Origin of the sequence: Dehalobacter sp. CP (assembly GCF_047652685.1) — a bacterium.
Lineage (GTDB): Bacteria > Bacillota > Desulfitobacteriia > Desulfitobacteriales > Syntrophobotulaceae > Dehalobacter.
Window position 1 is genome coordinate 2,896,672 of the sequence record NZ_CP157399.1, and the last position, 26,835, is coordinate 2,923,506.

Sequence of the window (26,835 nt, forward strand, 5' to 3'; positions counted from 1 at the left end):
CTTCAATCAGTTTGTATCTTTCCAGTTAATTAAAGCTTTTCTGGCCTCGGATATGGTATTGGCAGGCTGGGCAAATTCAAAGCCATCTTTATCGTGCAAGATTTCCATAAGATGCCCAATTCTTGGAAGTCTGAGATTGATCCTTCTGATTTCCTCCGGATGCGAAAACACTTCCTGTGGCGTACCTTCCATTACAAGCCTGCCGTCATCAATGACATACGTATAATCGCAGTAAAGCGGGACAATATCGATGTCATGCGTTGAGATCACAACGGACAAATTCAGCTCAATTTGCAGTTTTCTGAGCAGCTTCATTAACTCGCTGACTCCAAGTGGGTCAAGCCCTGCAGTCGGTTCATCCAGAATAAGCACTTCCGGCTCCATCACCAGAACGCCGGCAATGGCTGCACGTTTTTTCTGGCCAAAACTGAGGCTGTGTGTGGGCTTCTCTTTCAGGTGGGATATCCCGGTTCTCTTCATGGCTAGATCCACCCTTCTGCGGACTTCCTCCTCAGGCAGCTTGAGATTCATCGCTCCAAAGGAGATATCCTGATAGACACTGGCTGAAAACAACTGTTTATCCGGATCCTGAAAAACAATGCCAACAGATTTTCGAAGCTGTTTGAGACCTTTTACTGAATAATCCAGCGGCAGGCCCTTGAATAGGACTTCGCCGCCTGAAGGCTTATTGATGCCGTTAAAGGAAAGCAGCAACGTTGATTTTCCAGCACCGTTGCTTCCGAGGACTGCTGTCGTTTTCCCCTGTTTAATCCCGAGTGACAGGGCCTTTAAGGCCTGGGTTCCATCACTGTAGATGTAGTGGAGATTTCTGACTTCCAAGATATTTTTAGCCTCCACATTTTCAATCAAGCCATTTTTGGCCATTATAGCAAGCCTCCTGTCCATTGTTTGGAAAACAGCGCAACTGCAATCAGGAATAGGTTAATCAGCACAATCGGAATATATTCCGTCCAATGAGTCTCCGCCTGCTCATGGATCACACTGAGCTCACCGTCATATCCCCTGGCCTCAAGCGCAATATACAGTTCATCCGCCCTCTGATAAGACCGGATAAAAAGCGAAGAAGCCAGACCCGCCAATGAACGGTATCCGGAGGAAAGCCCCGCATAGCCCAAGCGGGAATTCTGCGCCGTAAACATGGTTTCTGCCATTTCCAAAAATACAAAGATAAACCGGTAGATTAGTCCCATCAATTCAACCATTAGTCTTGGAACTTTAAGCTTCCGAAGAACCGCCAGCAGGTCTACCATCGGCGTACTCAGCGATACGTAATACAGACAGGAAACCGCGCCAAGCGCTTTAAAAAACAGATTCGCCGCACTTAGAATACCGGACTGCGACACCCCAATATACATGCCAAATGCATATATAGAGAATACAAAAACATCTTTGTCCCCTGAAACATTGACCGCAATGGTTAAAACGCCGATCACTAAAAAGGAAAGCGGGACAAGCATCAGTCTAATAAAAATTCCAACAGGTGTACCGCCTTTGCAAACGGTATACCAACCCATGATCAGGAGCGTCAAGATTGACACCGCAACGGAATCAGCCCAGAGACAGATCCCCAAAACCAAAACGGCTAAGACCAGCTTTTTCAATGGATTCGTTTGTTTAAGCCTGGATAAATAAGCGTATTTATCGATGTAAATCATTGTTTACCGGTTCTTCCTTTTTCTTACGACCCCGCAGATAACCTAACCCGTAGCCCAAAACACCTGCTCCGACAGCTGCCTGAAGCGCAAACAACAAGCTTTCAATTTCTCCGCTGGGCGGCTCCCAAATCGGTGAGAACCAGGCCTGGTAATTCCCGTTAAGTTCTGTTATAGCTTGTTCAGCTTGGCTGTCAGCCCCAGCAAATTCCGCATTCTTTTGCACAATCAGGGGTATAACGGCAAGCGCTATGACAATCGTAATTAAAATAATATTTGTGATGATAACCCGATTTTTATTCTTCGGTTTCATCGTTTCTACAGACACTTTCAGACCTCCTTTGAAAGTATTTTTAAGTCTTTAAGCTCATCCCCTGCATAGGATGAAATCGCCTTAAATATCAGCACAGTCAAAATACCTTCACTGATCGCCAATGGTACTTGCGTTAAGGCAAAAATACCTAGAAACTTGGTAAGTGATGCCATAACGCCGCCTGTTTCAGCTGGAAACGCCAGTGCAAGCTGCACCGATGTCGTGACGTAAGTCAATAAATCCCCAAGTGCGGCAGCGAGAAACACAGCAAGCCACTGCGGTCCATTTGCTTTCTTCACAATTTTATATGTAGCAAAAGCTACCAGCGGCCCCACAATGCCCATCGAAAAAGTATTTGCCCCCAATGTTGTCAATCCGCCATGGGCCAGTAAGACAGCCTGAAACAGCAGTATGATCAAGCCAATTACGGCCATTGCGGTCGGTCCGAACAAGATAGCGCCAAAGCCAACCCCTGTAGGGTGCGAACTGCTTCCTGTAACGGAAGGAATCTTCAGGGAAGACAAAACAAAAGCAAAGGCGCCTGCCATCGCCAAAAGCATTAATGTTTTGGGATGCTCTCCAACAGTTCTTCTGATAGAAAAAAAACCAGCCAGAACAAAAGGTATTGCCAAAGCACCCCAAGTAATACACCAACCCGCAGGAAGGAAGCCCTCCATGATATGCATGGCATATGTCTGCTGGGGCAAGAACATAAACATAAGTACGAGACCCATTATCCAAATCTTTTTATTTATCATCGTCAAACTCTCCTATATAAGATATGAAACAAAAAACCTCTCAACATCTTACGTCGAGAGGCTCATATGCTAGGAAGTTTTCCTCGGTAGTCTTGCACATACATCCCCCTCTCTATCACTCGTAGAGTATATGGTGAGACACTAAAACAGGTAGGTCTTCTGGCTTAAGCATCATCGATCTTCAGACCTTCCCAGTTTCCCAGTGGTATACCTGAAGAACTCCACTTTCACAGCGGCGTGACCGCGCGGGCTTCTACCCGACTTTCCTTATTCATTGAATGATACGCTTATCAGCTTCATTCAACACCTGTTCTGCCTATTCAGTTTTAATCCTGATTCATTATATCGCTCTTTCGACAAGGAATCAATATTATTTTTACTTTAGCCTTGAACATATTAATTGAAGTATCTTTACCTCCATCAATTCTATTTGTGGTAGGGTTCCCCTTTGCTGATCTTGCACGCCCGGTAAATCTGCTCCAGTAGGATAAGCCTGATCATCTGGTGCGGAAAGGTAAGCTTCGAGAACGACCACCGGTAATCGGCCCGTTTTCGGATTTCATCTGCCGTACCGAGAGATCCGCCAATCACAAAAGTGATCCGGCTCTGGCCTGAAAGCCCTTTTTCATCAAACAAAACGGCAAGTTCGGGTGAAGAAAGTTCCTTTCCCAGAAGATCCAGCAAAACTACATAATCCTGAGGTGAAATTAATTTAAGAACCTTTTCAGCTTCTTTCTGTTTTACTCTTGCTTCGTCGGCAGCTGATGCCCTTTCGGAGCATGGTTCGTCCTCAACTTCAATCATCTCAAGCCGAATGTACGCACCAAGACGCTTGGCGTATTCCTTCAGCCCTTCTTTTAAATAATTTTCTTTGATTTTCCCTACTGCCAGAACTTTGATCTGCAGCATGTTTTCTCCAACTCCAGTCACTATGTTTGCGTCCAAACATTTGCATTTAAAAAACTTGAAGGTTAAATCTCTCTGATATTGGATTATTTACAATGAAGATTTTTTTCAAAAGTGTCAATAATATTGATGGAGGTGAAAAAAAATGAGCAAAACAAGTGAAAGCAAAAAAAAGCTGCTGCAGAATCTAAAAATGGAGGCTGCGGCTGAAATCGGCCATCTTGATTTTGTAAGGGAAAATAACGATCACTATAAAGGCGATGTCACTGCCAGACAGAATGGTCTGGAAGGAGGCCCGATCGGCGGCCAGATGGTCAAAAAAATGATCGCCTATGCCAAACAGCAGATGAAATAGAATAACGGACTCATTTAGTATTCCTAATCTACTTCAATAAATATTCAAAACTTCTTCAGCGTACAATACTGAAGGGGTTTTTTTATTAAATAATCTTCTGTTCGGAATACGGCTCTTTACCTTCTTCAGCGTTATGCGAAGCTGCCGCTCCCTCGCCGGGTGCAGATTGCATTTGCCCGGCATTGTTATTTATTTTATTTCTATTGTTTGTATTGGCATTATTGACTGCTTCCGCCTTCTCCATATTTTTGAAAGCGACTGAAAGCATCAGTTTAATTCTGTTAATCTGATTCACTTGGCTGGCACCCGGATCGTAATCGATTGGCACAATATTCGCCAGCGGGTAGTGCCGTTTAAGTTCACGGACCATCCCTTTACCCGTGATATGATTTGGCAGGCAGGCAAACGGCTGCAGACAGGCGACGTTTGTTGCTCCGCTTTCTATCAGTTCCAGCATTTCCGCGGTTAGGAACCAGCCTTCGCCGGTCTGATGTCCAAGATGCATGATTTTGCCGGCCATATCGGCCAACTCATAAATCGATTTGGGAGGATGGAAACGGTTGCTCTTTGCCAGAGTACGTTTCATTACCCGGCGGTAGTTTTCCAACCGCCAGATAATATAGCGGCTGATAAGTTCGCTTTTCAGTGAGCCAGCGAGTTCTTTTCTTCTGAATATTGTTCCATACGCACAGTACATAAAGAAATCCATCAGATCCGGCAGAACGGCTTCGGCGCCTTCCTTTTCCAGAACATCCACAATAAAATTATTGGCAAATGGATGAAATTTGACGAGGATCTCCCCAACCACCCCGACCTTTGGTTTCTTAACATCCAGGATCTCGATACGATCGAAGTCCTGGATAATCCGGCGGATATTCCGGTGATATTGCCGCAAGCTCATCGCCGCGAGAGTCGGCTTCAGGTCCTTCAGCCATTTAGCCAGGAGGGCATTCGTTTCTCCTTTATTTTTCTCATAGGGTCGTATGGCATTGGTTACGCGCATCAGCAGATCGCCATAAACCGTAGCCATCACGCAACGCTTGATCATCTTCATAGAAAGTTTGAACCCGGGATTGGATTCGAGACCGCCGGCATTAAGGGAAATAACCGGAATCTGTTCCATGCCGGCATCTTTCAGGGCCTTACGGATAAAACCGATATAATTGCTGGCCCGACAGCCGCCGCCTGTTTGCGACATAATGACTGCCGTCTTGTTCAGGTCATAACGGCCTGATTTCAACGCCGCCATAATCTGACCGACAACCAGGATTGAAGGATAGCAGGCATCGTTATGCACATGCAGAAGTCCCTGTTCGACAACATCCATCTCGACATCAGGCAGAATCTCTATCTTATAGCCTTCCAAACGGGTAGCTTCTTCAATCAGTTCAAAATGGATCGGTGCCATCTGTGGAGAAAGAATCGTATACTCATACTTCATTTCTTCTGTAAACATGACTCTTTTTGGTGTCTCAAAAAGCTTATGCGCATGAATTTCTTTTTTGTCTCTTTCCTTCATTGCAGCGAGCAATGACCGTATCCGGATACGAATAGCACCCAGATTATTGATCTCATCAATTTTAACCAAGGTATAGGTCTTTCTGTACTGGTGCAGTATCTCCTGAACCTGATCCGTGGTGACGGCATCCAGTCCGCAGCCAAACGAATTCAATTGGACAAGTTCCAAGTCATCCCTGGTTGCCACAAAACTTGCTGCCGCATACAGCCTGGAGTGGTAGACCCATTGGTCGAGGACGCGCAGAGGCCTTTCCACCTGACCAAGATGAGCGACAGAATCTTCAGTCAGCACAGCGATCCCCAGACCGGTAATCATCTCTGGAATCCCGTGGTTGATCTCCGGATCGGTATGATACGGCCGACCAGCAAGTACGATACCTTTCAGGTTGTTCTTTTGCAAATAGTCCAATACTTCTTCCGCTTTGTTTCTGAGGTCCTGGCGAACAGCATCTCTTTCGGCAAAAGCCTTATCTACAGCACTTGCTGCCTCTTGTCGTGTTATACCCATCGCTTTAAATTCTTCATAGATCCGAACTTTTAAACGCGCCATATCATCAATCGGCAGGAACGGGAAAATAAACGCAACTTCTTTGTTCCTTATTTCATCCACATTGGCATGAAGGGATTCCGGATAAGAAGTGACAATCGGGCAGTTGTAATTATTATTCGCGCCAGCCAGCTCTTTTTCATCTCTCGGAAGGCACGGATAGAAAATCCGCTTGACCCCTTTGTTCAGAAGGTCCTTAATATGCCCGTTGGCCAGTTTGGCCGGATAGCACAGCGACTCGGAAGCTACGGTCTCCATGCCGAGCTCAAATATCTTTTTCGAGGAGCGGCCGGACAAAATAACTCTGAAACCGAGCTCCGTTAGCAGCGTAAACCAGAACGGATAATGTTCATACATATTCAGGACCCGTGGAATCCCGATCTCGCCACGGACTGCTTCTTCCTTCTTGAGTGGTTTATAGGCAAAAAGACGCTCATATTTATAGGCAAAAAGGTTCGGAATATCCTCAGAGGTGCTTTCCAGTCCGGCTCCACGCTCGCAGCGGTTTCCTGTCAGAAACTCCCTGCCGTCCGAGAATTGGTTGACCGTCAACAGGCAATTATTGCCGCATAGGCCACAGTGGCGCGTACGGGTCTCCGTAAGGAAATCCTCCAGTTCATTTTCACCAAGCAGGGTAGTCTGTTCTCCGGCCTGATAATGGTCGCGGGCAATAAGAGCCGCTCCGAACGCGCCCATGATACCGGCAATGTCCGGACGAATGACCTGGCGGCCGGTGACACGTTCAAAACTTCTTAAAACAGCATCATTATTAAACGTTCCGCCCTGAACAACGATTTTCTTGCCAACTTCGGAAGAATTGTGCAGGCGGATGACTTTGTATAACGCATTTTTGACGACTGAATACGAGATCCCGGCCGCGATGCTGCCGATATCCGCGCCTTCTTTTTGGACCTGTTTGATTTTGGAATTCATAAATACGGTGCAGCGGGTACCCAAATCGACCGGGGTCCTTGAAAATAAACCTCTTTGCACAAATTCCGAGAGAGATAAACTCAGGGACTGGGCCAGCGTCTCGATAAATGACCCACAGCCCGAAGAACATGCTTCATTCAGCATGATATTGTGAATAACGCCGTCGCGGATCTGCATGCATTTCATGTCCTGGCCACCGATATCGAGGATAAAGTCAACACCGGGCAGAAAATATTCGGCGCCCTTAAGGTGGGCAACCGTTTCTATTTCTCCGTGATCAACTTTGAGGGCAGCCTTTAGCAGGGCTTCTCCATAGCCGGTCACGACGGAACCGCCAATCGTGGCTCCGGACGGCAAAGCCTGATAAAGCTTTTGCAGAGCAGAAACCGTAGATTTTAACGGACTTCCTCCGTTACTTCCATAATGGGAATAAAGTAAATTGCCATCTTCATCGATCAGAGCCAGTTTCGTCGTGGTCGATCCGGCATCGATACCCAAAAAGCAGGTTCCCCTGGCTTCTGCCAGCGGTCTCTTCGCGACGGAATTTCCTCGATGCCTTTGACTGAAGGCTTCATACTCTTCTTCACTGGCAAACAAAGGCTGGAGGAGGGTAGTGGCCGAATCCGAATTATGCAGATTCGGGATGTTCTCATAGATCACGTGAAGATCGCAGACTTCACTCTGTTTCGAAGCCAGGGCTGCCCCAATCGCCACAAAAAACTGAGCATTATCTGGCACGATAATATTTTCCGGTTTAAGCTTCAAGGTCTCAATAAAGCGCTGGCGCAGTTCAGGCAGGAAAGAAAGCGGTCCGCCCAGAAATGCCACATTGCCCCGGATTGGTTTGCCACAGGCTAAACCCGCAATGGTCTGATTCACGACAGCCTGAAAAATCGAGGCGGCAATATCTTCCTTGGCCGCGCCTTCGTTTAAGAGCGGTTGAATATCTGTTTTAGCAAAAACCCCGCAGCGCGAAGCAATCGGATAAATCTCCTGATGATGCGAAGCCAGTTCATTGAGACCCGCAGCGTCGGTTTTCAGCAAGATGGCCATTTGATCAATAAACGCACCTGTCCCGCCGGCGCAGGTACCGTTCATCCTGAGTTCGGGCGATTCCCCAAAATATGTGATCTTGGCATCTTCGCCGCCCAGTTCTATCGCGACATCCGTATCCGAAATAAATCGTTCAACAGCTTTTTGGCAGGCAATGACCTCCTGAATAAAAGGAATCCCAATCTGTTCGGAAGTGGACATACCGCTTGAACCTGTCACGTTCATGGTGACTTTTTCATTGCGGAACTGACTGTAAATCTTTTGCAGAAGGTTGCTGACTGTATGCTGGACATCTGAAAAATGCCTTTGGTAGCTGCTGAAAACCAAGTTATCTTTTTCATCAAGTATTGCAATTTTTACGGTGGTCGAACCAACATCGAGTCCGATATGCATTTGTTTTGTCATTCACCTGTCTCCTTCTATTTAAACAGCCTGCTCAATCTATAAAAAACAGTGTTTTAATCCTTTAGCATCAAACTTTATTATATCAGGTTTCATCTGTGTAACAAAATAGTAACTTTTTCTGTCCGGCCCTTTGTCTCGTCCTGCTTAGCATCTCGTCCTTATTATTGTATGAGAATGCAGGGAAAAGCGCCTATCCCTATAGAAAATGTGGCTGCCGCCAAGCTTTTGGCGGCAGTCTTTAGCTGATATAGTGCGAATGTCTTCCTATAGCTGATTCGTTCGACCTTTCTAGTTTCTGATTACGCTATTCTGATCTAATTTCTCCGAGGATCGCATCTGTTTTATACGTGCTGCCGCCCCGGAAATAGCTGACAGATACTTTGTCTCCCGGCTTGTATTTAAAGAGTTCGTGTGTCAGCTCCAGAGAATTGGTTATGGCTGTTCCGTTAATGGCCGTAATGATATCTCCGGCCTGGATACCGGCTTTAGCTGCCGCCCCACCGTTTTCAACACTGGCGATATAGCAGCCTGCCGGCCAGTCTTTAAATGAAGCATATTCCTCCGTGTAGCGGTCGTCGATATTGATCTGCAAAGCCGGATGGCTCGCAAACCCTTTTTCAATGAGCTGCTGAATTACAGGCAGCGCATCGGAAATGGGGATCGCAAACCCCATACCTTCAAAGCCCTGGGTATCATTTTTAGCTGAGTTAATTCCGACAACCTGGCCGCTGTAATTGACGAGCGGCCCACCGCTGTTGCCTGGGTTAATCGCCGCATCCGTCTGAATCAGATTGAAGCTGGCTTCCCCCTGCAGCTGAAGAAACCTGTCTGTCGCTGATACCACACCGGCTGTGACTGTACGGGCAAAATCCTGGCCTCCCGGATTCCCAATCGCAACGACGGATTCTCCGACTTTTAAGGCTGCGGAGTCTCCGAGCTGGACAGCCGCAAGTCCCTTCGTACCGTCAATTTTGAGCACGGCAAGATCGGTCCGCGGATCACCGCCGACAAGCGTTCCAGGAACATCCCGACCATCAGCAAGCGAAATCATAATTTTCTCAGCATCTCCAATGACATGATAGTTAGTAACAATATAACCCTGGGTGGCATTGATGATAAAGCCAGAACCGCTTCCTGCTTCACTGAGTCCATCACTGCTACCGGCAAAAATATTCCCGCTATACTGAAAGTTGGCCACACCTACGACAGCAGGCCCTACCGTGCTGGCAATATTAATCACCGGTGACTCCCCACCGGTAATACCTGAGGCTGAAATTGGGGGATTTTCTCCCTGCTGAATGACAACCTTATTACCACCTTCCAAATAATTGCCTCCAGGATATACCGCAGGAACAAGGACGACAGCAATCAAGCCGCCCAGAATTGCACTGATGACAGCAAGCAAAACCGTCGAAACAACCCGGGGTTTTCCGCTCCTTCGTCCGAAATTGTCCCGGTCATTATAATCATCCATCTGACATCCCTCCTATCCAGTATGTATCATGTCTACCTTAAATTTAGTCTGTCAGTTATGCTCTCATGACATACTATCCCAGTGTAATAAGTTCGTGCGGATAATGTCTCGGCGCAACTCTTATTTTTAGATTCGCGCATTTTTTCTTAACCTGCGAATTCCGGAGCATCTCCACAACTGTACTGAGTGCCATTTGCGGCGTATTGTTTTCTTCACTTAAGTGAGCAAGCACGACTTTTTGCGTGTTTTCACCAAGCCATTCCGTCAAGGCCTCAGCAAGCTGGACATTGCTTAGATGTCCTGCATCTCCGCTGACTCTTTTCTTCAAATAGTACGGATACCTTCCGTGCCATAGTGTTTCCAGGTCGTGGTTTGCCTCTACGACATAGGCATCACAGCCCCGAAGATTACGGTGCATCTCTTCTGTGACAATGCCACTGTCAGTCGCTATGCCAAGCGTATGTGTTTTGCCTGTTATTTTAAGACCGTAGCTCTCCCTGCTGTCATGGGAAGTCGGGAAGAGCTTCACATCCATACCCGAAAGATAGATGTCCCGGTCAATAATTCTTTTCTGTTCAGAATTAATATCCCCAAGCACCGTTTCAATTTCCTGCCAGATTCCGGCTGTCGCATAGATGGGAATCTTCAACTTGCGAGCCAGAATGCCAGCCCCCTTGACATGGTCGGAATGTTCATGGGTAATGATGATACCTTCTAGCTGGGGAGCGGCAATATCAATCATTTTGAGGTTTGTAAGCACTCTTTTGGCTGTAATGCCGCAATCCACAAGCAAACTCCTGTTTCCTTCCCCTACACATATGGCATTACCGGAGCTGCCACTGGCCAGTGTTGCAAAATACATCTGTTCACCTTCCCGATTTGTGATTCTCAGTGCTTACTCATCCTGTTGTCGGAAATGTCTGCCGTTACTTGTCTCAGGTTCATTTATCTAAGGTTTAATGTCCTGAGCTCTTGCTATCATTTCCTCAAGCTTGGTCTTCATCTCTCCATCGGTATTGTATTTCAACGCTGTCTGCCAGTACTGCTCAGCCTGCTTGTAATCTTCTTTGCTATAAAACTGGAACATCCCATACCAATACAACACATCCACATTTTGCGGTTCTTTTTCAATTAATTCCTTGTATGTTTCATCCGCAAGATCAGAATCTCGTGAAAGAAATGCAGATATTGCAAGTTTTAACCTTACATCATTGTCGTCTTTCTGGGTCAGGACTTTTTGGTAATACGTTATCGCATTCTGCAGATCTTCCTGATATTCTTCATCGTTAAGCTGAATTGTTATACTCGCTTTACTATAATAAGCGTCAGCCAGGGCCAGCTGCGTTTCGACGTCCTCCGGGCTTTTTTCGAGTGCTGCGCTGAGTTCCACGATGGCTTGCTTCCGCTGATTGTATTCCTGCTCCAACGCTTCCTGGCCCTGGGTATCTTCCGTATTATCAGACCCTGGAAGGGAAATTGCATAAAATGTTGATCCAATAAGGGAAATGCAGATGATCCCTATGATAATACCTACAGTGATCTTTTGAACTTTTTTTCGCATTTTTTCTCCTAACTTGCGACCTTGCTATTACCAATAATAGGAAGGTCTGATTAATCTTTCCTTAGAAACAAAAGCGTCAAAAAAACTCTTCCTTATGTACCAGGATTCTCTTGTTAAACGAGAACCCTTTGCCTGGCTTCTATGATTTTAAGGTAGTATGCGACTTCGAGCCTTTTTTTCTGCAGCTCGCATCCCATCGGATACACTTTAATCAGTTCCCCGCTAAAAGCTTCATTGGCTGCATGGCATCCGCCGCTGCATGAAAAGCGTGCCCAACAGGCGCGGCATTCTTCCTTTGCATAGACCTGCGCCTGGCGGAAGGATTGAACAATTTCTTCCTTCAGTTCACAGTTCGGATCATTCACAGATCCCATTTTATATTTTTCCTTTCCGACAAACTGATGACAGGGGTAAATGTCCCCCTCCGGCGAAACGGCCACATACTCGTGTCCGGCCCCGCAGCCCGACAACCTCTTAATTAGGCAAGGTCCTTCATCGAGACCTGTATTGAAGTGAAAAAAGACAAATTCTTTCCCTGCCTCGCGATATTCCAGCACTTTTTCTCCTAAAATATCGTAGCTTTCTTTGATTTCTGCCAGATCTTCCTCTCTGAAAGCATACTCTTCCTGCGGAGAAGCTACTACTGGTTCCACAGAGATCCTTCGGATGCCGCTGTCCGCCATATGCAGGACATCCTTATAAAAATCTTTATTGAAATGTGTATAGGTTCCCCGGACATAAAAATAATTGCCAACAGCATAACGCGATGTCTCCGGCCGCATTTCCGTAAATTTAAGAATCTGTGGCATAATCCGGTCATAACTTCCAGATCCATTCAGGAAAGGCCGCATTTTGTCATTTACTTCTTTGCGTCCGTCCAAACTCAGTACAACACTGATTCCTTCGTCTTCCAAAAATCTTGCTGTCGCTTCATCCAGCAAGACCGCATTCGTTGTCAGCGTAAACTTGACCTTTTTGCCCGCTTGAGCGGCTATTTCCCGGCCGTAAACAATCAATTCCCTGATAACCGGCAAATTCATCAGCGGTTCACCGCCAAAGAAATCAACCTCGCAATGTCCCCGCTCTCCGCTGTGATCCAATAAAAATTTCAACGCTTTCTTACCGGTCTCAACGTTCATCAACTCGCGGTTGCCGCCGAACGGTCCTGTTCCCGCAAAACAATATTTACAGCGCAGGTTGCAGTCATGTGCAACGTGCAGGCACATCGCCTTGATCACCGGCCGGTCAGAAAACGGTAGTACTGTCTCTTCGGGCTCGCAGGAAAATAACAGCTTTTGATCCTGAAGCACTTTCAATTCTGCCAGGATTTCCTGTTTTTCTTCAGAAGAAAGGTTATGCCCACATTTTTCCAGCAATTCTTCTGAATTTTCCAGGCTGTTTTTCTGCTGATATGTTATCAATTCCTGAATAAAAGCATATGTCTTGTCATCAATCACATGAAGCGACCCTGAATTGACATCATAAGCAATCTGAAGTTTCCCCTGCGTATACACATGTACATTTTTTGATATATTGTAGTTCGTTAATTTCATGCTTCTGTTTCCTCTGCCCATCGTAATCGTATTTAGAACAATTATACCATTGAAATACCTTTGTGAAAAAAGAAAACTTGGCTGACGCCAAGCTTTTTTACAGAACCCCTTTATAGATAACCGTCTGTCTTTATGATGTTTCTGTTATTTTTCACAAACTTGATTGCCAACTGTACAAGAAGTCTTACAAGCCGATTGGCAAGATGTCTGGCATTTTCCGCACCCTCCGGTTTTGGCTGTTGAGGCTAAGCTCCCCTTAATGATTGTCTGAATATGTGTAGCCATGCGTATCCTCCTTATTATTGTTTAGGCTGACTGAACAAGTAGATAACCTTTCCTTCAGCGGAGTACCCGGTAATATCCGCGCTTACCGATGGGACCTGCGGTTCACTGACAAACGCATACCATAATCTCAGCTGATCAGTGTTAACAATTTTCCCCTGGACCTTTTCCCCGCCGATCGTCGTAACGGTTACACGTACAATATTCTTATTCGTTATCTTGCCGTAATAGACCGAATATTGGGTGCCGTCTTCTCCAAGATCCGCATATCGCCACTGCAGGCCATCAGGATAAGTGACAAGCTTACCAACCGCACTTCCTGTCCATTTCCAGCCAAAACTGTTTTTCGTAAATATCCCTGTGCTTAGTTCTTCTTCAAACGTGTAAAACACAATTCCTGAATTGTCACTGACTTGTTCAACTTTTACCAAGTCATATCCTTTGGGAATAAGCGGCTTCGCTTTCGCTACCGCATCATCCAATGAGTTGCATCCGCCTAATACTGCTGTCATGATCACAATGGCCAAAATTGCTGCAATTTTCTTCAGCTTGCCCTTCTTGCGAAACATTCGGCTGCTAGAGTCAGATAACATCCTTTTTCTTTCAGCTCCTTTCGGCTTAACGCCTCACTAAAGCCTCATGTGATATGCGTCCCGCAAAAAACCATTAATTAGCTTTTGCGATAAAAAAACCAGCTTAAAACTGGCCTTATATTCTTAAATTGGAGCGGAAGACGGGATTCGAACCCGCGACCCTCGGCTTGGGAAGCCAATGCTCTACCACTGAGCCACTTCCGCATGATATTTCAAGGCTTTAGACTTCCTAGCATGTTCTAGGACCATGGCATACCTTTGTCGGGTAAGCATTATTATACTTCAAAATTTAATACTAGGCAAGATTATAAGTTCAATTTTTACAATTTCAACGATATTACTAGCTCAGTTGACTCTACCCCAAATTTGGTACAGGTTTTATTTTGTGGTTAATACACTTTTGGGTATCCCTCCTACACTACCAGTTTCAGCACTTTGTCATCCTTTTTCTTAGCCCGCAGTAGCAAGTGCCGCCAGTAACAACATTCCCTCATTTTCCCGATAGATCTGCGCGAATTGGGAAATTGGCAGGGGATTTCGGCCAAATCCAACCTCAACCGTATAGCCCGGTCTCCGGTATTTTTCGATAAACCAATCCTTATAGCCTGCATACGATGTTATTCCGGTCGCTTCTTCCAGCACATAGCCGCTTTTTTCTGCCAAACTGAGTGCAATTTGCCGGTCCCTGGCCGACGCCAGACCTCTGTAATTCCAGTAGATCGCCCTACCTTGGCTGTGGTAGGCCAGAACAAGTCTAAAATTATGATTTCTCGTAAAGTCTGCAACTGCTTTGGATTCAGGTTCGGATTCCGGTCCTGTCCCTGAAAATCTGGTCGGGCCAGGCCCGGTTATTCCGTGACTGGCTTCCGCTTGTTTCGACAACTGCCAGGATGCATCATAATTGTGGTTTAGATCTACGCCACGAATATTGGCCTGCCAGACCTGGCCAAAATCCATCCGGCCTTCATTCCATTTTAGAAGAGATGTGTAGAATGGATGATTTATCCGAAGTCCGTTTAAGACCAGATCAATACCATCTGGATTCACCATAGGGATTAAATAAATTGAACTTTGACCCCATATCTCTCTTATGTTGTATCCCCTGACCGAAGTTCCATCCACATAGTTTTTCAGATAGTTTTCACAGAACTTCATCAGCACAACTGTCGTAATCCATTCCAGTGAATGATGTGACGCATTATAAAATACCTGATTCGGTCCATTACCCAGCCTCAGATAGTAAAGATTCCGTCCCATAATACTTTTCCCGGCAACCCCGGTTTCCAAGAAAGGATAGCGTTTCTGTAACCCGGCAATATCCCGCTGCAAGATTTCGTAGGTATAATTGAGGTTTGTATCGACAATATCAAAAGCATAGGGCACGGTCAACTGTTGTCCTGCTCTTATATTGTCAGAACTGATCCCGGGATTTGCTGCTAAAAGCCGCTGGGTATTGATTTTATAACGGTTGGCAATCTGGTACAATGTATCTCCCGCAGCAACTGTAACCATGATGTAGCCGTTCAATAACGGCAGAAGCTTTTGATAAGTAATTGGACCAATGATTCCATCTGCTTGGAGACCACTGGCCGCCTGAAACTGTTTGACCACTTGCTCTGTATTTGTTCCGAATACCCCATCTACCGTCCCCGGATCGTAACCCAGCTTTTTGAGTAAAGCCTGAACTTCCATTACATCGTTTCCTCTAACTCCGATCTTAAGTACGCGCACCTAAATCCCCCCATCTATGTTCGTTGTTATAATCTATGGGGATCGGAAAGGATGTGTGTAAAGTTTGCGGCAAAAACAAAAACGAGTCCTAACAGCAAAAACCGTTAATAACTCGTTTTACAGGACGTATGGTGCCTCAGGACGGAATCGAACCGCCGACACGAGGATTTTCAGTCCTCTGCTCTACCGACTGAGCTACCGAGGCGTGATCGATTACCAATCTATCGAAACTCAGCTTAATTTAAAAACATGGTGACCCGTACGGGATTCGAACCCGTGTTACCGCCGTGAAAGGGCGGTGTCTTAGGCCGCTTGACCAACGGGCCATAGGCGATGCGTTAGTGAACCATGCTATGATGGTTTCACTCAATTTTTTTGCTCACGTTTCTGTATTATACAGATAACACGACAAATAGTAAAGAACTTTTTTAGATTTTTTATCTTTTATTTCAATTTATTTCAAAACTTTTATTTCAAAGATAGTGTATTTTCTTCAATTGCCGGTATTACATTATACTGTATGGTATTTTGATGGCTAATAAAAAAGCTTGCATCCGTTAAGACACAAGCGTTTTAATCGAGTATTGGTGAGCCATCCGCGACTCGAACGCGGGACACCCTGATTAAAAGTCAGGTGCTCTACCGACTGAGCTAATGGCCCAGGCCACAATTCATGATTCTATCATTTCGGCCCCTTGGATGTCAAGCAAAACTTTAATAATCCTTGACATCCAAGAACCAGGAATTAATCTGAAAAATTAAAGTAAATTCAGATTCATTATCAAAATCCTTAAAAGATATTACCCCGCGTAATCGTTTGATTGCGGCCAGGCCCGACAGCGAGCATGGTAACCGGAACACCGGTCAGCTCTTCCAAGCGGTGGATATAATTCTTGGCCTGCTCCGGCAGCTGGCTATATTCGCTGATTCCCGTCAGATCTTCCTGCCAGCCCGGCATTTCTTCATAAATCGCTTCACATTCGGAGAGGACTTTCAGACTTTGCGGGAAATCATGAAGGTCTTCACCTTTGTAGCGATAAGCTGTACATATCTTTAACGTGTTCATTCCTGTCAGGACATCCAGTTTGGTAAATGCAAAATCAGAAATGCCGCTGATCCGCACCGCATAACGGGTAATGACAGCGTCCAACCAGCCGCAGCGCCGCGGCCGTCCTGTTGTTGTCCCATACTCTCCGCCTTTTTCCCGGATAAGTTCCCCTGTCTGGCAGGTCAATTCCGTTGGGAACGGTCCTTCGCCGACCCTGGTCGTATAGGCTTTAACAACCCCGACAACCTTGTTGATCCGGGTTGGTCCTACTCCTGCACCAATGCAGGCTCCCCCGGCCACAGGGTTGGAAGAAGTGACATACGGATACGTTCCATGATCCAAATCCAAAAGCGTTCCCTGAGCGCCTTCAAACAGGACCTTTTTCCCGTCACTTAAGAAATGGTTAATTTCCAGAGAAGAATCGCCGACATAAGGCCGGATCCTCTCCGCATATTCCAGGCATTCCTGAAGCACAGCTTCATAGCTGAGCGCTTCCTGTCCATACACCTTTGTAATCAACAAATTTTTTTCTTTAAGGTTATATTGCAGCTTCGCTGTCAGCTCGTCCTTATCCAGGAAATCCAACACCCTGATTCCAGTACGGGAAGCTTTATCCTTGTAAGCGGGGCCGATACCGCGTTTGGTTGTTCCAATTTTTTGGTCTCCCTTATACTCTTCCTCAAGCACATCGAGAATGCGATGGTAGGGCATGATCACGTGAGCATTACCGCTGACTCTAAGGTTGTCTGTGCTTACGCCCTTGTCCTTGAGATACTCAAGTTCTTCAATCAATACCTTCGGGTCAATAACCAGGCCATTGCCAATTACGCAGACCTTTTCAGGATAAAAAATCCCGGAAGGGATCAGATGGAGTTTATAAGTCTCCTTATTAATTACAACCGTATGTCCGGCGTTGTTTCCTCCTTGATATCTGACTACCATGTCGGCTTTTTCGGCCAGAAAGTCTGTTATTTTACCTTTTCCTTCGTCACCCCACTGGGTGCCGATCAGTATGACTGCCGCCAATGCAAATCCCCCATTCCATCACGACTTCAATCCAAACTTCATCTTAACAACGATCACCCCTGTTTGTCAATAAAATCCGAACATTTGCTGTATTCCTAGGCCAAACGTTCGAATATTTGATACAACCAAATATAAACAATAATCTTACCGTGTATTAACCATAATTCTTATCGAGGTTAACAAATTTCGTAAATTCCTTCAAATACCCAAGCTCAACTGTACCTACAGGACCATTGCGGTGCTTGGCAATAATAATCTCAGCAATACCTTTTTTCTCCGAATCAGGGTGATAGTATTCATCCCTGTAAATAAAGGAAATAAGATCGGCATCAGCCTCGATCGATCCGGATTCCAGAAGGTCGGACATCAGTGGCCGCTTGTCCTGACGCTGCTCAACACCGCGGTTAAGCTGAGACAGAGCAATAACCGGCACGGATAGTTCACGTGCAACGCCTTTTAAGCCTCTGGAAATCTGGGCGACTTCCTGCTGGCGGCTTTCTACCTTCTTGCCGACGGTCATTAACTGCAGATAATCAATAATAATCAGTCCAAGTCCTTGTTCCATTTTTAATCTTCTAGCTTTAGACCGAAGCTCTGCGAGGGATATCCCAACGGTATCATCAATAAACATTGGTGCCTCGGACAGCGGACCTACAGCCTGGGTAAGCTTTGGCCAGTCTGAGTCCAATAGTTCGCCGGTCCTGACCCGCTGCTGATCTACCATCGCTTCCGAACAAAGAATACGCTGGACAAGCTGCTCTTTGGACATTTCCAGGCTGAATAACGCTACAGGGACCTTGGATTTTACCGCAGCATTCTGTGCCATATTCAGGACAAGTGCCGTTTTGCCCATCGATGGTCTGGCGGCAATAATAACCAGGTCGGAAGCCTGCCAGCCGGAAGTGATCCGGTCCAACTCCCGAAAATGGGTCGGAACCCCTGTCAGGTTTCCTTTATTGGAATAGAGGTATTCGATCTTGTCAAATGTCTTCAGGAGAATGCTTCGGATCGTAACGAAACCTTCCTTGGACTGTCTTTGAGAGATTTCTACGATCAGTCTTTCGGCTTCCTCCAATAAACTAAGGGCTTCTTCTCCCGCTTCGTACCCTTTTTCTTCAATATAGCCGGCAATGCGGATCAGCTGACGGAGCAGGGCTTTTTCCGCCACAATCCGGGCATAATGTTCCACGTTGGCCGCTGAAGGCACAGATCCGGCGATCTGAGAGATTGTTCCAATTCCCCCGATGCTCTCCAGCCTACCTGCCTGCCTTAAGTTCTCAGCCACTGTAACCAGATCAACAGGGTCCCCCTTTTCAAAGATATCCCTGATGACCAGGTAAATGTTTTTATGATTATCGCGGTAGAAATCCTCCGGACGTAGAATCTCGAATACAGTACTGCCCTTCTGGGGATCAAGCATCAGCGCGCCCAGAACAGCCTGTTCAGCCTCAAGATTATGGGGAGGAACTTTCAAAAGTTCCATGCTCATTTCTCCTCGTTTGCTAGGCTTGTGCAATTTTTATAGCTTCCTCTATATTTTCAACAGCAAGGACTTCAATTCCTTTTAATCCCGCAGGAACTTCTCCGCGATTCTCCGTCGGAATGATCACTGTTTTTACACCGGCCTGTTTGGCACCAAATATTTTTTCGTAAATGCCACCAACCGGTTTGACTTTTCCCTGTATTGAGATTTCACCGGTCACGGCTACATCTCCTCTCAGAGGCTGTTGCTTCAAGGCGCTGTAAATCGCCATGGTCGTAGCAAGTCCGGCCGAGGGCCCGTCTATTCTGCCACCACCAACCACATTGACATGGAGGTCATAGTTCTTCAAGTCTTCTCCTGTCAGGCTTCGGATCACAGCCGCGGCATTAAACACCGCGTCCCTGGCCATTGAACCTGCCGTCTCATTAAAGCGGATACTTCCTTTGCCGGTCTCCCCGTTGAATACTTTCACCTCAATCTCCAGAACCGAGCCAAGGAATCCCGATACCCCCAGTCCGAGTATTCTGCCGGTATCCTTGCCGGCGGTTACCCGTTTTTGAACGAAAGGAGTCAGTCTGGCTGACCTGAGCACTTCTCTGACATCGTCTTCCGAAATCAAGACTTCCTTCTTGCCGGGATTCCTAAACCTGGCCAGACCATACGCATCCAAAAGGATGCTGTTCGCTTTTCGTCCCTCAATCATATATTCACTGATAATTTCCGGTACATTCTCTTCCAACTGCACATTTAGTTTCAGAGCTGCCTGTCTGATAATATGGGTGATATGGGCCGGCTCCAAAGGCTCAAAATAGACTTCGGCACAGCGGGAGCGCAAGGCCGGGTTCAGATCCTGCGGCTCTCTCGTAGTGGCCCCAATCAGTACAAAATCTGCGGGAACTCCTTCATCAAAAATCTTCTTGATATATAAAGGAATCTGAGGATCATGCGGATCATAATAAGAAGACTCAAAATGAACCCGCTTATCTTCCAGGACCTTCAGCAGCTTATTCAGCAACGTTGGATCCATCTCTCCAATTTCATCGATAAACAAAACGCCAGTATGAGCATCGTTGACCAAACCCAGTTTGGGCTCGGGAATACCGGTCTCAGCCAAATCTCTTTTCGCACCCTGATAAATCGGATCGTGAACTGAACCAAGCAAAGGATTGGTGACATCTCGCGGATCCCAGCGCAGCGTCGTACCGTCGACTTCAATAAACGGCGCATCCTTACTGAAAGGAGAATCCGGAAAATTTTTGACGGTTTCCAGTGCAACCCTGGCTGCTGATGTTTTGCCAACTCCCGGCGGACCATAAATCAGGATGTGCTGGGGGAAAGGCGTCGCGAGCTTTGCCAGCAGGGCCTGCAAGGCGCTTTCCTGTCCGACAATTTCTTCCGTCGTCTGCGGTCTCAGGATTTCAATTGCTGAGGATACCGGCTTTGTTGCTTTCATCTTTTCCAGCTGCGCAAGCTTTCGAAGTGTTTGCGCATTCTCAGGACCTCCTGTCTCTTTCAGAACCTGGGTCTTGATCTCTTTGATATATTCTTCGTGTCGCTCCTGCATTTTCTCAGCAACCGCCTGATTTAAACGGTCTTCTACGGAACGCTTCGCAACCGTCTCCGCAATCTGCTCTTCAACCTCCGTCAGAATTGCCGGAATATCTTGCAGGTCCGGCGCCGGTTTGTCCGTGGGATCATCGTTGACAAGCTTTTGTAAGCCCAATACTCGTTCCTCCAGCTTGTCGGAACGCATCAGGGTAAGAGCCTCCAGCTTGCTCGCCTTTAAAATTAATTTATCTGTTCCGTATAGGTTGGAAAGCACGACATACAGCGCGTCTATCTCCAGTTTTAACTGTCCGTCCGCAATCTCCGCAGTATATTTCTCGTGATTTTCCTGCCCCTCCTGTTGTAAAAATTTCTTAAATAAGCCTTTCACGCTGGTCACATCCTTGTGCTTTACTCTTCGGTCTTACTGAGCTTCTATCTTTATCTTCAGATTTGCTGTTACTTCAAAATGAAGCTTTACGGTAACCTGATATTCTCCCAATCCTTTGATCGGTTCCTTGACTTCAATTTTTCTTTTATCTAGTTTGAGTTGATATTCCTTTTCCAATACCTCGGCGATCTCTTTATTCGTTACCGAGCCGAATAAACGGCCTTTTTCACCGACTTTGACTTTGACAATGATATCCATGTTCTCGATTTTTTGGGAAAGCTCCAGCGCCGCTTGTTTTTCTTTCTGTTTGCGCAGTTCTTCCTGTTTTTGTTTATGCACCAGGTCCTGAACATTTCCCTGAGTTGCCTCAACTGCGAGTCCGCGCGGGATCAGAAAATTACGGGCATAGCCATCTGAGACTTCGCATACTTTACCCTTTTTACCGAGTGCCTTGACATCTTCTTTTAATATTACCTTCACGGTTTTTGTTCCTCCATTTTTTCGGGGATCTTTCGGAAATTAAATACTAAATCAAAAAGCCCCGTAAATATTAGACATATGAAAAAGAACGGTGAAACGAAAGCCACTATAATTACAACAATCCAGATCAGCAGATGGGAAAACTTCAAGCTTTTGATCAAATAAGCCAGGCAGGACAGCCCAATCATACTGGTTATCGAAGCTGCAACCGCCATCACATTCATTCCGGTTATTCTCAGAATACTGTTGGCAAAGTAGTCTCCGCCCAAATAGGCAGCAATCCCGATAATTGCCAGCCACACCGCATACCAGGGCATCCTCCATAAAGAAAAAGGCTTAAGTTTGTTCCCAAAAGAAAATATCCTGAAAAACAGGTAGACCAGTCCAACCTCAAGCATCGCAAATATCCCGGCAAAAGCAGGCATTAACTGATAGTAGACCGGAACCATGGTGCGGAGAGTGCTTTCAAGTTGCTCAATTGAAATCCCCTGCTCCTGAAAAGCACTGAACAGGCCTTGCTGCTCATAGAACTGAAGAACTGTAACAATATTCTTTTCCAGATTCTCGGGCTGAAGGGCCTGGTTGACTGAAGGAATGACCGGTAACGCCCCAATGAGCGCAGCCAGCAGCAAACTCCAGAATATACTCTGACTGGTAGAGAGCCCTTTTTCTTTTATGACAACCAACAAAATTCCTGCCCAGGGAGTAAATCCAATCAGGGAGATTCCACTGATTCCAACTGGAATAAAAGCTAAAATATAACCAATTCCTAAAAAAATAGCCGTTCTTCGGCAACCGGTACTTCTGGTCTGAAATAAAACGGAAAAAATCAATAATACCTCGACGATCCAGCTCCAGAAGTCAAATAAAGACGCAAGTAAGGGAAGAAACAATACGATCAATCCGGATACATACCGAAGTTCATCCTTATCACTTATAACCATTTAATTTTCTCCTGTTCAGTCTTCCTCGGGAACAAGATAACCAAGCAAAAGACTCAGGTCACCCCATTCAGTTTCGAGACTAAGGAAATCTTCCCGCTGCCACCGGGACATTTTATTAAACAAAACCCTGTCCAAACGGGAATAGTCAAAGCCAAGCCTGCGGGTAAGCAAATAGCTTAAACCGACCAGGCCGGCCATACTATCGAGAAGCTGTTCCTGGGAAGCACTTAAAGTCCCCTGCTGGACCAGCCACTGAGCTTTGAGAAGCTCCACTTTTAATTCCTCTATGGCTTTCGAGGATTTTACGATATCAATATTGATCGCAGCAACAGACTCCACAACAATACCTCCTGCAAAAAAGTAATGTAAGATTTCGCGAAATCAAGCTGAAACTCCTTCTTCTACTTTTCTCAGAACAAAGAAAACTTGCCCTGTTGCCTAAATTAAGGAAATGAAATAAAAAAAGGGAGCGTTGCTCCCTTTTTACTAGTCAATCATGTAGGGCAGCAACGCGATGCTGCGAGCCCGTTTAACGGCAATCGTGACTTGCCTCTGGTGTTTAGCGCAATTGCCTGAGATTCTACGGGGCAGAATTTTGCCTCTCTCAGTAATATATTTACGTAATTTTTGTGTATCTTTGTAGTCGATGCTCTCAACTTTATCAACACAAAAACTGCATACTCTTTTACGCGGACGGCGTCCCCGTTCCTTTTTTACGGCAGCGTTTGCCAATGAACGCTCCTCCCTTCAAACTAAAATGGTATATCATCATCTAGACTAACTTCATGAGCAAAAGAACCAAAATCATTTTGAGCTGAAGATGCTCCGGCATTATTGTCTTTGGGACTTAAAAATCTGACGTTCTCTCCCAAGACCTCTGTCACCCATCTTTTTTGCCCATCCTGACCGTCATAAGAGCGGACCTGAATCCTGCCATCTACTGCAGCCAGTCTTCCTTTCGCCAAATAGTTCGCGCAGAGTTCAGCTAACTGGCGAAAAACAACGCATGGAATAAAATCCGTTTCTTTCTCGCCCTGGCTGTTCTTGTAATTCCTGTCGACGGCTAGCGTAAAAGATGCAACAGCTACACCATTTGGTGTATAGCGTAGCTCAGGGTCTTTCGTTAATCGCCCGATAAGTACTACACGATTCAACATCTTAAACCCTCCGCATCGTTATTCCTTCTTGGTTGTCATAAACCGGATCACAGCATCAGAAATTTTCATCAGCCTTTCCAGTTCATCAACCGTACGCGCTTCACCGTTGAAGTTCATCAGGATGTAAACACCTTCATTGAACTTCTTAACCTCGTAAGCCAGGCGTCTTTTACCCCAAATATCAACCTTGAGGTCTGTACCACCATTGGCATTGACGATCTCTTCAAATCTTTGAACATTTGCTTTTGAAGCCTCATCATCGAGATCCGGTCTTATAATGTACATCACTTCGTACGCTTGCATAAATGCACCTCCCCTCGGACTAAATGGCCCCACCTCGAGTGTGGAGCAGGGTTATTATGCTACAACACGATATTATAACACTTCCTCATGTCATTTGCAAATAATGATGATCTTGCTAGTTCTGAGAATCTTTCATCTAGACATTAAATCTGAAATGCATAATATCGCCGTCCTGAACGATATATTCTTTGCCCTCTAACCGAACCAAGCCCTTGTCCTTGGCCCCATTCAGACCGCTATTCTCCATAAAATGTTCATATTTGACGACCTCTGCCCGGATAAAGCCCCGCTCAAAGTCGGAATGAATCGTACCTGCCGCCTGAGGCGCTTTGGTTTCCCGGCGGATCGTCCAAGCCTTTACCTCTTTAGGACCTGCCGTAAAGAAGGTTATCAGTCCAAGCAGCTTGAACGCGCTCCTGATCAGCCGATCAAGTCCAGATTCCGCGAGCCCAAGTTCCTCCATAAAGATTTCTTTCTCATCTTCTTCAAGTTCTGCAATTTCTGCTTCAATCTTGGCGCAAACAGGAATGACTTCAGCATTTTCGAGTCTGGCTATTTCCTGTACTTTTTGGACATTGGCGTTATTTTCCCCGTTGGAAGCTTCCGCTTCAGAAACATTCGCGGCATAAATCACCGGTTTTAGGGTCAACAGACTGACACTGTTCAGCAATTCTTTTTCTTCTTCAGAGAAACCAACCAAATTAGCCGGTATCCCCTGGTCAAATTTTTTCACGAGCTTTTCCAATACCTCAGCTTCGAATTTGGCCTTCTTATCTCCGGATTTGATCATTCCGACCAGCTTGGCCTGGCGGCGGTATACGGTTTCCATATCTGCCAGGATCAATTCCATCCGGATCGTTTCAATATCCCGTTCCGGGTCAATTTTACCTTCGACGTGAACAACGTTATCGTCTTCAAAACAACGTACAACATGAACAATGGCATCCACTTCCCGGATATGGGAAAGAAATTGGTTGCCCAGTCCTTCACCTTTACTTGCACCCCTTACCAGACCGGCAATATCGACAAATTCGACAACTGCCGGAACGATTTGCTGCGGGTTCACAATTTTAGCCAGTGCTTTTAACCGAAAATCCGGTACCTGTACAATTCCGACATTCGGATCAATAGTACAGAACGGATAATTGGCCGATTCTGCTCCGGCTTTCGTTATCGCATTAAATAGTGTTGACTTGCCGACATTGGGCAGCCCAACTATTCCTACATGCAGAGACATGTTTTTCCCCCTCAAATTCTAGTTAAATCAGTCCGAGATCCCCTGACTGTTTTCTGCCGTCAGGATTTTTTTAATATTCCTTTCCAGCTTTGCCCTGGTTATCCAGGTCTGATGTCCGCACTTCAGACATTCAATCCGAAAATCCATACCTGTTCTCATGATCTTAAATTCTGTATTGCCGCAGGGATGAGTCTTTTTGAGCCTGACAATATCTCCTACATTAAGATCCATGGTCGTTCAACCTCTCTTTCAAACCAGCCCATTCAGCAACGGTATAGAATTCAGAGGATTATTCAGAATATCCCCCGCAAAAACAGAAATCCCTGATAAAATCAGATCATATCCTTGCATAAACCATGGATAAAGTAAGGAGCTACCCGTCTTAAGCAATCCGGAGTCACCGGTGCTTAACAACGGTGAAAACAACCCCAGGACCAGAGAAATCACGACAAAGGTACTCAGTAAACCAAAAAGCAGTCCTCCCCCTCTATTGATAAAACTTAAGTTTTTTGCTATAGGGGTAATGACCAAAGCGATGATAAGATTAATAATACATGCTGCTAAAATAAACAAGAGCAGGACAGCACCAATCTTCAGGACGTAATCTGTCAAAACAGGTGTGGCCTGACCAATCATGGATTGCCTGATGCTGTCAGCGGCACCGTAGGGATCCGTCCCGGATGCTTTGCTTTCAGCAATTTTGGTCAAAAAATTTCCGATTTTGGGCTCCAGTTTTGCTTCAAGCCCTAAAACGGGTTCCAATAGATTCAGAAATGGTTTGTAAAAAAACACCGCAATGCCTATCGCAGCGATCTTTCCGATAAATCTTGATAAACCGGTAATAAGGCCCTTCCGAAACCCGATCAGGCCTCCCAGAACCAGCAGCGCCAGCATTACATAATCAAATGTATTCACGCTACGCTCTCCTTTACAGGAATGGCGGGGATATGTGCGAATCGAACACACCTCGGAACGTTCTGCGTCCCGACACACGGATTTGAAGTCCGGGAACGACACCAGCCGCTATATATCCCCAAGACCTTTTAGAGTCTGCTGAATCATTTTAACACTTAATGCTTCGAATGTGAACCTTTGTCTTATTCTTTGGCAATTCTTTGACGCTCTTAAAATCATTTTTCTTGTTCATCCAAATTCATTATAATATTTACACTTAAATGCCAATAAAAATATTAATGTCTTTATTCATTAATATTTTCATGTAAATATATTGTTCTTTATAGTTTTATTAAATAGTACTGCCCTTAAATTTATCAGTAATACAATCAAAAAGACTGTGTATATAAATATTATGCACCTGCTGCGGATGCTGAGCGTCGTGTCCAATCCAATAAGCAATATAAACACAAAGAAGAATCTTATATTATTTACATCACCATTTACATGCGTAATTACATTTGCATTTTCATGTATATTCACATGTATGTTTTAATGTAAATATTATATAAAATATAATTACAATTTTTGTGTAAATATTGCGTTATATATTTAACATATTTATATTCTGTATTTCTTATTTTAACTTATATGATATTGTTGAGATCTCTA

The 26,835-nt window shown here is 45.5% G+C and carries 26 protein-coding genes, 5 tRNA genes and 1 riboswitch; of the genes, 1 reads left to right on the plus strand and 30 read right to left on the minus strand.

The annotated features are described in order from the left end of the window. Positions 1-6: 6 nt before the first annotated feature. The 5 genes from AAH944_RS14335 to rlmH all read right to left on the minus strand — a co-directional run bounded on the left by AAH944_RS14335 (position 7) and on the right by rlmH (position 3,650). Positions 7-885, minus strand: coding sequence for an ATP-binding cassette domain-containing protein (locus AAH944_RS14335; RefSeq protein WP_021315930.1), 879 nt, complete (start codon positions 883-885; stop codon positions 7-9). Beyond that, the gene (gene cbiQ, locus AAH944_RS14340) at positions 885-1,676 is read right to left on the minus strand and encodes a cobalt ECF transporter T component CbiQ (protein ID WP_021315931.1); all 792 of its coding nucleotides are present in this window, start codon (positions 1,674-1,676) and stop codon (positions 885-887) included. Before cbiQ ends, AAH944_RS14335 begins: the two co-directional genes overlap by 1 nt. Next, positions 1,660-1,986 (minus strand): energy-coupling factor ABC transporter substrate-binding protein, encoded by a 327-nt coding sequence (locus AAH944_RS14345; protein ID WP_193741898.1) that lies wholly within the window; start codon positions 1,984-1,986, stop codon positions 1,660-1,662. Before AAH944_RS14345 ends, cbiQ begins: the two co-directional genes overlap by 17 nt. Positions 1,987-2,003: 17 nt before the next feature. Beyond that, positions 2,004-2,744, minus strand: a complete 741-nt coding sequence (locus AAH944_RS14350) for an energy-coupling factor ABC transporter permease (RefSeq protein ID WP_021315929.1) — start codon at positions 2,742-2,744, stop codon at positions 2,004-2,006. Positions 2,745-2,875: 131 nt separating this feature from the next. Then, positions 2,876-3,070, minus strand: a riboswitch (cobalamin riboswitch). Between the two features lie 100 nt (positions 3,071-3,170). Beyond that, entirely contained in the window at positions 3,171-3,650 is a 480-nt protein-coding gene (rlmH, locus tag AAH944_RS14355) for a 23S rRNA (pseudouridine(1915)-N(3))-methyltransferase RlmH (RefSeq protein ID WP_415537897.1), read from the minus strand. A gap of 145 nt (positions 3,651-3,795) precedes the next feature. On the opposite strand from rlmH, the gene AAH944_RS14360 reads away from it, so the two are divergent. After that, on the plus strand, positions 3,796-4,005 hold the full coding sequence (locus AAH944_RS14360) for an alpha/beta-type small acid-soluble spore protein (RefSeq protein WP_119775473.1): 210 nt from the start codon (positions 3,796-3,798) through the stop codon (positions 4,003-4,005). 85 nt (positions 4,006-4,090) lie between these two features. Here the strand turns inward: AAH944_RS14360 and AAH944_RS14365 are convergent, their stop codons facing one another. The 25 genes from AAH944_RS14365 to AAH944_RS14485 form a co-directional block, all read right to left on the minus strand. After that, on the minus strand, positions 4,091-8,461 hold the full coding sequence (locus AAH944_RS14365; protein WP_415535452.1) for an acyl-CoA dehydratase activase-related protein: 4,371 nt from the start codon (positions 8,459-8,461) through the stop codon (positions 4,091-4,093). A gap of 304 nt (positions 8,462-8,765) precedes the next feature. Next, a complete protein-coding gene (locus tag AAH944_RS14370; RefSeq protein ID WP_415535453.1) occupies positions 8,766-9,935 on the minus strand; it encodes a S1C family serine protease in 1,170 nt (389 codons plus the stop codon). A gap of 73 nt (positions 9,936-10,008) precedes the next feature. Beyond that, entirely contained in the window at positions 10,009-10,797 is a 789-nt protein-coding gene (locus AAH944_RS14375) for an MBL fold metallo-hydrolase (RefSeq protein ID WP_415535454.1), read from the minus strand. Between the two features lie 87 nt (positions 10,798-10,884). Continuing rightward, positions 10,885-11,496 carry a tetratricopeptide repeat protein gene (locus tag AAH944_RS14380; RefSeq protein ID WP_415535455.1) on the minus strand — a complete coding sequence of 204 codons (612 nt, stop codon included), beginning with the start codon at positions 11,494-11,496 and terminating at the stop codon, positions 10,885-10,887. Positions 11,497-11,609: 113 nt separating this feature from the next. After that, a complete protein-coding gene (scfB, locus tag AAH944_RS14385; RefSeq protein WP_415535456.1) occupies positions 11,610-13,049 on the minus strand; it encodes a thioether cross-link-forming SCIFF peptide maturase in 1,440 nt (479 codons plus the stop codon). A 144-nt stretch (positions 13,050-13,193) separates the two neighbouring features. After that, a complete protein-coding gene (scfA, locus tag AAH944_RS14390; RefSeq protein ID WP_415535457.1) occupies positions 13,194-13,334 on the minus strand; it encodes a six-cysteine ranthipeptide SCIFF in 141 nt (46 codons plus the stop codon). 14 nt (positions 13,335-13,348) lie between these two features. After that, positions 13,349-13,900 (minus strand): hypothetical protein, encoded by a 552-nt coding sequence (locus tag AAH944_RS14395; RefSeq protein WP_415535458.1) that lies wholly within the window; start codon positions 13,898-13,900, stop codon positions 13,349-13,351. 153 nt (positions 13,901-14,053) lie between these two features. Then, positions 14,054-14,128 (minus strand) — tRNA-Gly (locus AAH944_RS14400). Positions 14,129-14,374: 246 nt separating this feature from the next. After that, positions 14,375-15,655 carry a M14 family zinc carboxypeptidase gene (locus tag AAH944_RS14405; protein WP_415535459.1) on the minus strand — a complete coding sequence of 427 codons (1,281 nt, stop codon included), beginning with the start codon at positions 15,653-15,655 and terminating at the stop codon, positions 14,375-14,377. Between the two features lie 129 nt (positions 15,656-15,784). Further along, positions 15,785-15,860 (minus strand) — tRNA-Phe (locus AAH944_RS14410). Positions 15,861-15,905: 45 nt separating this feature from the next. After that, positions 15,906-15,981 (minus strand) — tRNA-Glu (locus tag AAH944_RS14415). Between the two features lie 259 nt (positions 15,982-16,240). Beyond that, positions 16,241-16,316 (minus strand) — tRNA-Lys (locus AAH944_RS14420). 129 nt (positions 16,317-16,445) lie between these two features. Continuing rightward, positions 16,446-17,729 carry an adenylosuccinate synthase gene (locus AAH944_RS14425; RefSeq protein ID WP_415535460.1) on the minus strand — a complete coding sequence of 428 codons (1,284 nt, stop codon included), beginning with the start codon at positions 17,727-17,729 and terminating at the stop codon, positions 16,446-16,448. A gap of 154 nt (positions 17,730-17,883) precedes the next feature. After that, the gene (gene dnaB, locus AAH944_RS14430) at positions 17,884-19,212 is read right to left on the minus strand and encodes a replicative DNA helicase (protein ID WP_415535461.1); all 1,329 of its coding nucleotides are present in this window, start codon (positions 19,210-19,212) and stop codon (positions 17,884-17,886) included. Between the two features lie 19 nt (positions 19,213-19,231). Further along, positions 19,232-21,148, minus strand: coding sequence for a Lon family ATP-dependent protease (gene lonC, locus AAH944_RS14435; protein WP_019224916.1), 1,917 nt, complete (start codon positions 21,146-21,148; stop codon positions 19,232-19,234). A gap of 33 nt (positions 21,149-21,181) precedes the next feature. Next, positions 21,182-21,628 (minus strand): 50S ribosomal protein L9, encoded by a 447-nt coding sequence (gene rplI, locus AAH944_RS14440; RefSeq protein WP_415535462.1) that lies wholly within the window; start codon positions 21,626-21,628, stop codon positions 21,182-21,184. Next, entirely contained in the window at positions 21,625-22,572 is a 948-nt protein-coding gene (locus tag AAH944_RS14445) for a DUF2232 domain-containing protein (protein WP_415535463.1), read from the minus strand. The genes rplI and AAH944_RS14445 overlap by 4 nt, the downstream gene beginning before the upstream one ends. A gap of 15 nt (positions 22,573-22,587) precedes the next feature. Next, positions 22,588-22,911 carry a MazG-like family protein gene (locus AAH944_RS14450; protein WP_015044995.1) on the minus strand — a complete coding sequence of 108 codons (324 nt, stop codon included), beginning with the start codon at positions 22,909-22,911 and terminating at the stop codon, positions 22,588-22,590. Between the two features lie 147 nt (positions 22,912-23,058). Beyond that, positions 23,059-23,304: a 30S ribosomal protein S18 gene (rpsR, locus tag AAH944_RS14455; protein ID WP_015044996.1), complete on the minus strand. Its 246-nt coding sequence runs from the start codon at positions 23,302-23,304 to the stop codon at positions 23,059-23,061. 20 nt (positions 23,305-23,324) lie between these two features. Further along, positions 23,325-23,729, minus strand: a complete 405-nt coding sequence (locus AAH944_RS14460) for a single-stranded DNA-binding protein (RefSeq protein WP_019224913.1) — start codon at positions 23,727-23,729, stop codon at positions 23,325-23,327. Positions 23,730-23,747: 18 nt separating this feature from the next. Then, the gene (rpsF, locus tag AAH944_RS14465) at positions 23,748-24,032 is read right to left on the minus strand and encodes a 30S ribosomal protein S6 (RefSeq protein ID WP_415535464.1); all 285 of its coding nucleotides are present in this window, start codon (positions 24,030-24,032) and stop codon (positions 23,748-23,750) included. 136 nt (positions 24,033-24,168) lie between these two features. Then, positions 24,169-25,269 carry a redox-regulated ATPase YchF gene (ychF, locus tag AAH944_RS14470; protein WP_415535465.1) on the minus strand — a complete coding sequence of 367 codons (1,101 nt, stop codon included), beginning with the start codon at positions 25,267-25,269 and terminating at the stop codon, positions 24,169-24,171. A gap of 27 nt (positions 25,270-25,296) precedes the next feature. Continuing rightward, positions 25,297-25,500, minus strand: a complete 204-nt coding sequence (locus AAH944_RS14475) for a DUF951 domain-containing protein (protein WP_415535466.1) — start codon at positions 25,498-25,500, stop codon at positions 25,297-25,299. 18 nt (positions 25,501-25,518) lie between these two features. Further along, positions 25,519-26,184, minus strand: a complete 666-nt coding sequence (locus AAH944_RS14480; RefSeq protein WP_415535467.1) for a CvpA family protein — start codon at positions 26,182-26,184, stop codon at positions 25,519-25,521. Positions 26,185-26,206: 22 nt separating this feature from the next. Further along, a tRNA-Sec gene (locus AAH944_RS14485) sits at positions 26,207-26,304 on the minus strand. Positions 26,305-26,835: the final 531 nt, after the last annotated feature.

What these genes read in the sequence shown, in the direction of transcription:
- AAH944_RS14335 (WP_021315930.1), bottom strand. Translation starts at nt 885, where the DNA reads ATGGCCAAAAATGGCTTGATTGAAAATGTGGAGGCTAAAAATATCTTG.
- cbiQ (WP_021315931.1), bottom strand. Translation starts at nt 1,676, where the DNA reads ATGATTTACATCGATAAATACGCTTATTTATCCAGGCTTAAACAAACG.
- AAH944_RS14345 (WP_193741898.1), bottom strand. Translation starts at nt 1,986, where the DNA reads ATGAAACCGAAGAATAAAAATCGGGTTATCATCACAAATATTATTTTA.
- AAH944_RS14350 (WP_021315929.1), bottom strand. Translation starts at nt 2,744, where the DNA reads ATGATAAATAAAAAGATTTGGATAATGGGTCTCGTACTTATGTTTATG.
- AAH944_RS14360 (WP_119775473.1), top strand. Translation starts at nt 3,796, where the DNA reads ATGAGCAAAACAAGTGAAAGCAAAAAAAAGCTGCTGCAGAATCTAAAA.
- AAH944_RS14365 (WP_415535452.1), bottom strand. Translation starts at nt 8,461, where the DNA reads ATGACAAAACAAATGCATATCGGACTCGATGTTGGTTCGACCACCGTA.
- AAH944_RS14370 (WP_415535453.1), bottom strand. Translation starts at nt 9,935, where the DNA reads ATGGATGATTATAATGACCGGGACAATTTCGGACGAAGGAGCGGAAAA.
- AAH944_RS14375 (WP_415535454.1), bottom strand. Translation starts at nt 10,797, where the DNA reads ATGTATTTTGCAACACTGGCCAGTGGCAGCTCCGGTAATGCCATATGT.
- AAH944_RS14380 (WP_415535455.1), bottom strand. Translation starts at nt 11,496, where the DNA reads ATGCGAAAAAAAGTTCAAAAGATCACTGTAGGTATTATCATAGGGATC.
- scfB (WP_415535456.1), bottom strand. Translation starts at nt 13,049, where the DNA reads ATGAAATTAACGAACTACAATATATCAAAAAATGTACATGTGTATACG.
- scfA (WP_415535457.1), bottom strand. Translation starts at nt 13,334, where the DNA reads ATGGCTACACATATTCAGACAATCATTAAGGGGAGCTTAGCCTCAACA.
- AAH944_RS14395 (WP_415535458.1), bottom strand. Translation starts at nt 13,900, where the DNA reads ATGTTTCGCAAGAAGGGCAAGCTGAAGAAAATTGCAGCAATTTTGGCC.
- dnaB (WP_415535461.1), bottom strand. Translation starts at nt 19,212, where the DNA reads ATGGAACTTTTGAAAGTTCCTCCCCATAATCTTGAGGCTGAACAGGCT.
- AAH944_RS14445 (WP_415535463.1), bottom strand. Translation starts at nt 22,572, where the DNA reads ATGGTTATAAGTGATAAGGATGAACTTCGGTATGTATCCGGATTGATC.
- AAH944_RS14460 (WP_019224913.1), bottom strand. Translation starts at nt 23,729, where the DNA reads ATGTTGAATCGTGTAGTACTTATCGGGCGATTAACGAAAGACCCTGAG.
- rpsF (WP_415535464.1), bottom strand. Translation starts at nt 24,032, where the DNA reads ATGCAAGCGTACGAAGTGATGTACATTATAAGACCGGATCTCGATGAT.
- ychF (WP_415535465.1), bottom strand. Translation starts at nt 25,269, where the DNA reads ATGTCTCTGCATGTAGGAATAGTTGGGCTGCCCAATGTCGGCAAGTCA.
- AAH944_RS14475 (WP_415535466.1), bottom strand. Translation starts at nt 25,500, where the DNA reads ATGGATCTTAATGTAGGAGATATTGTCAGGCTCAAAAAGACTCATCCC.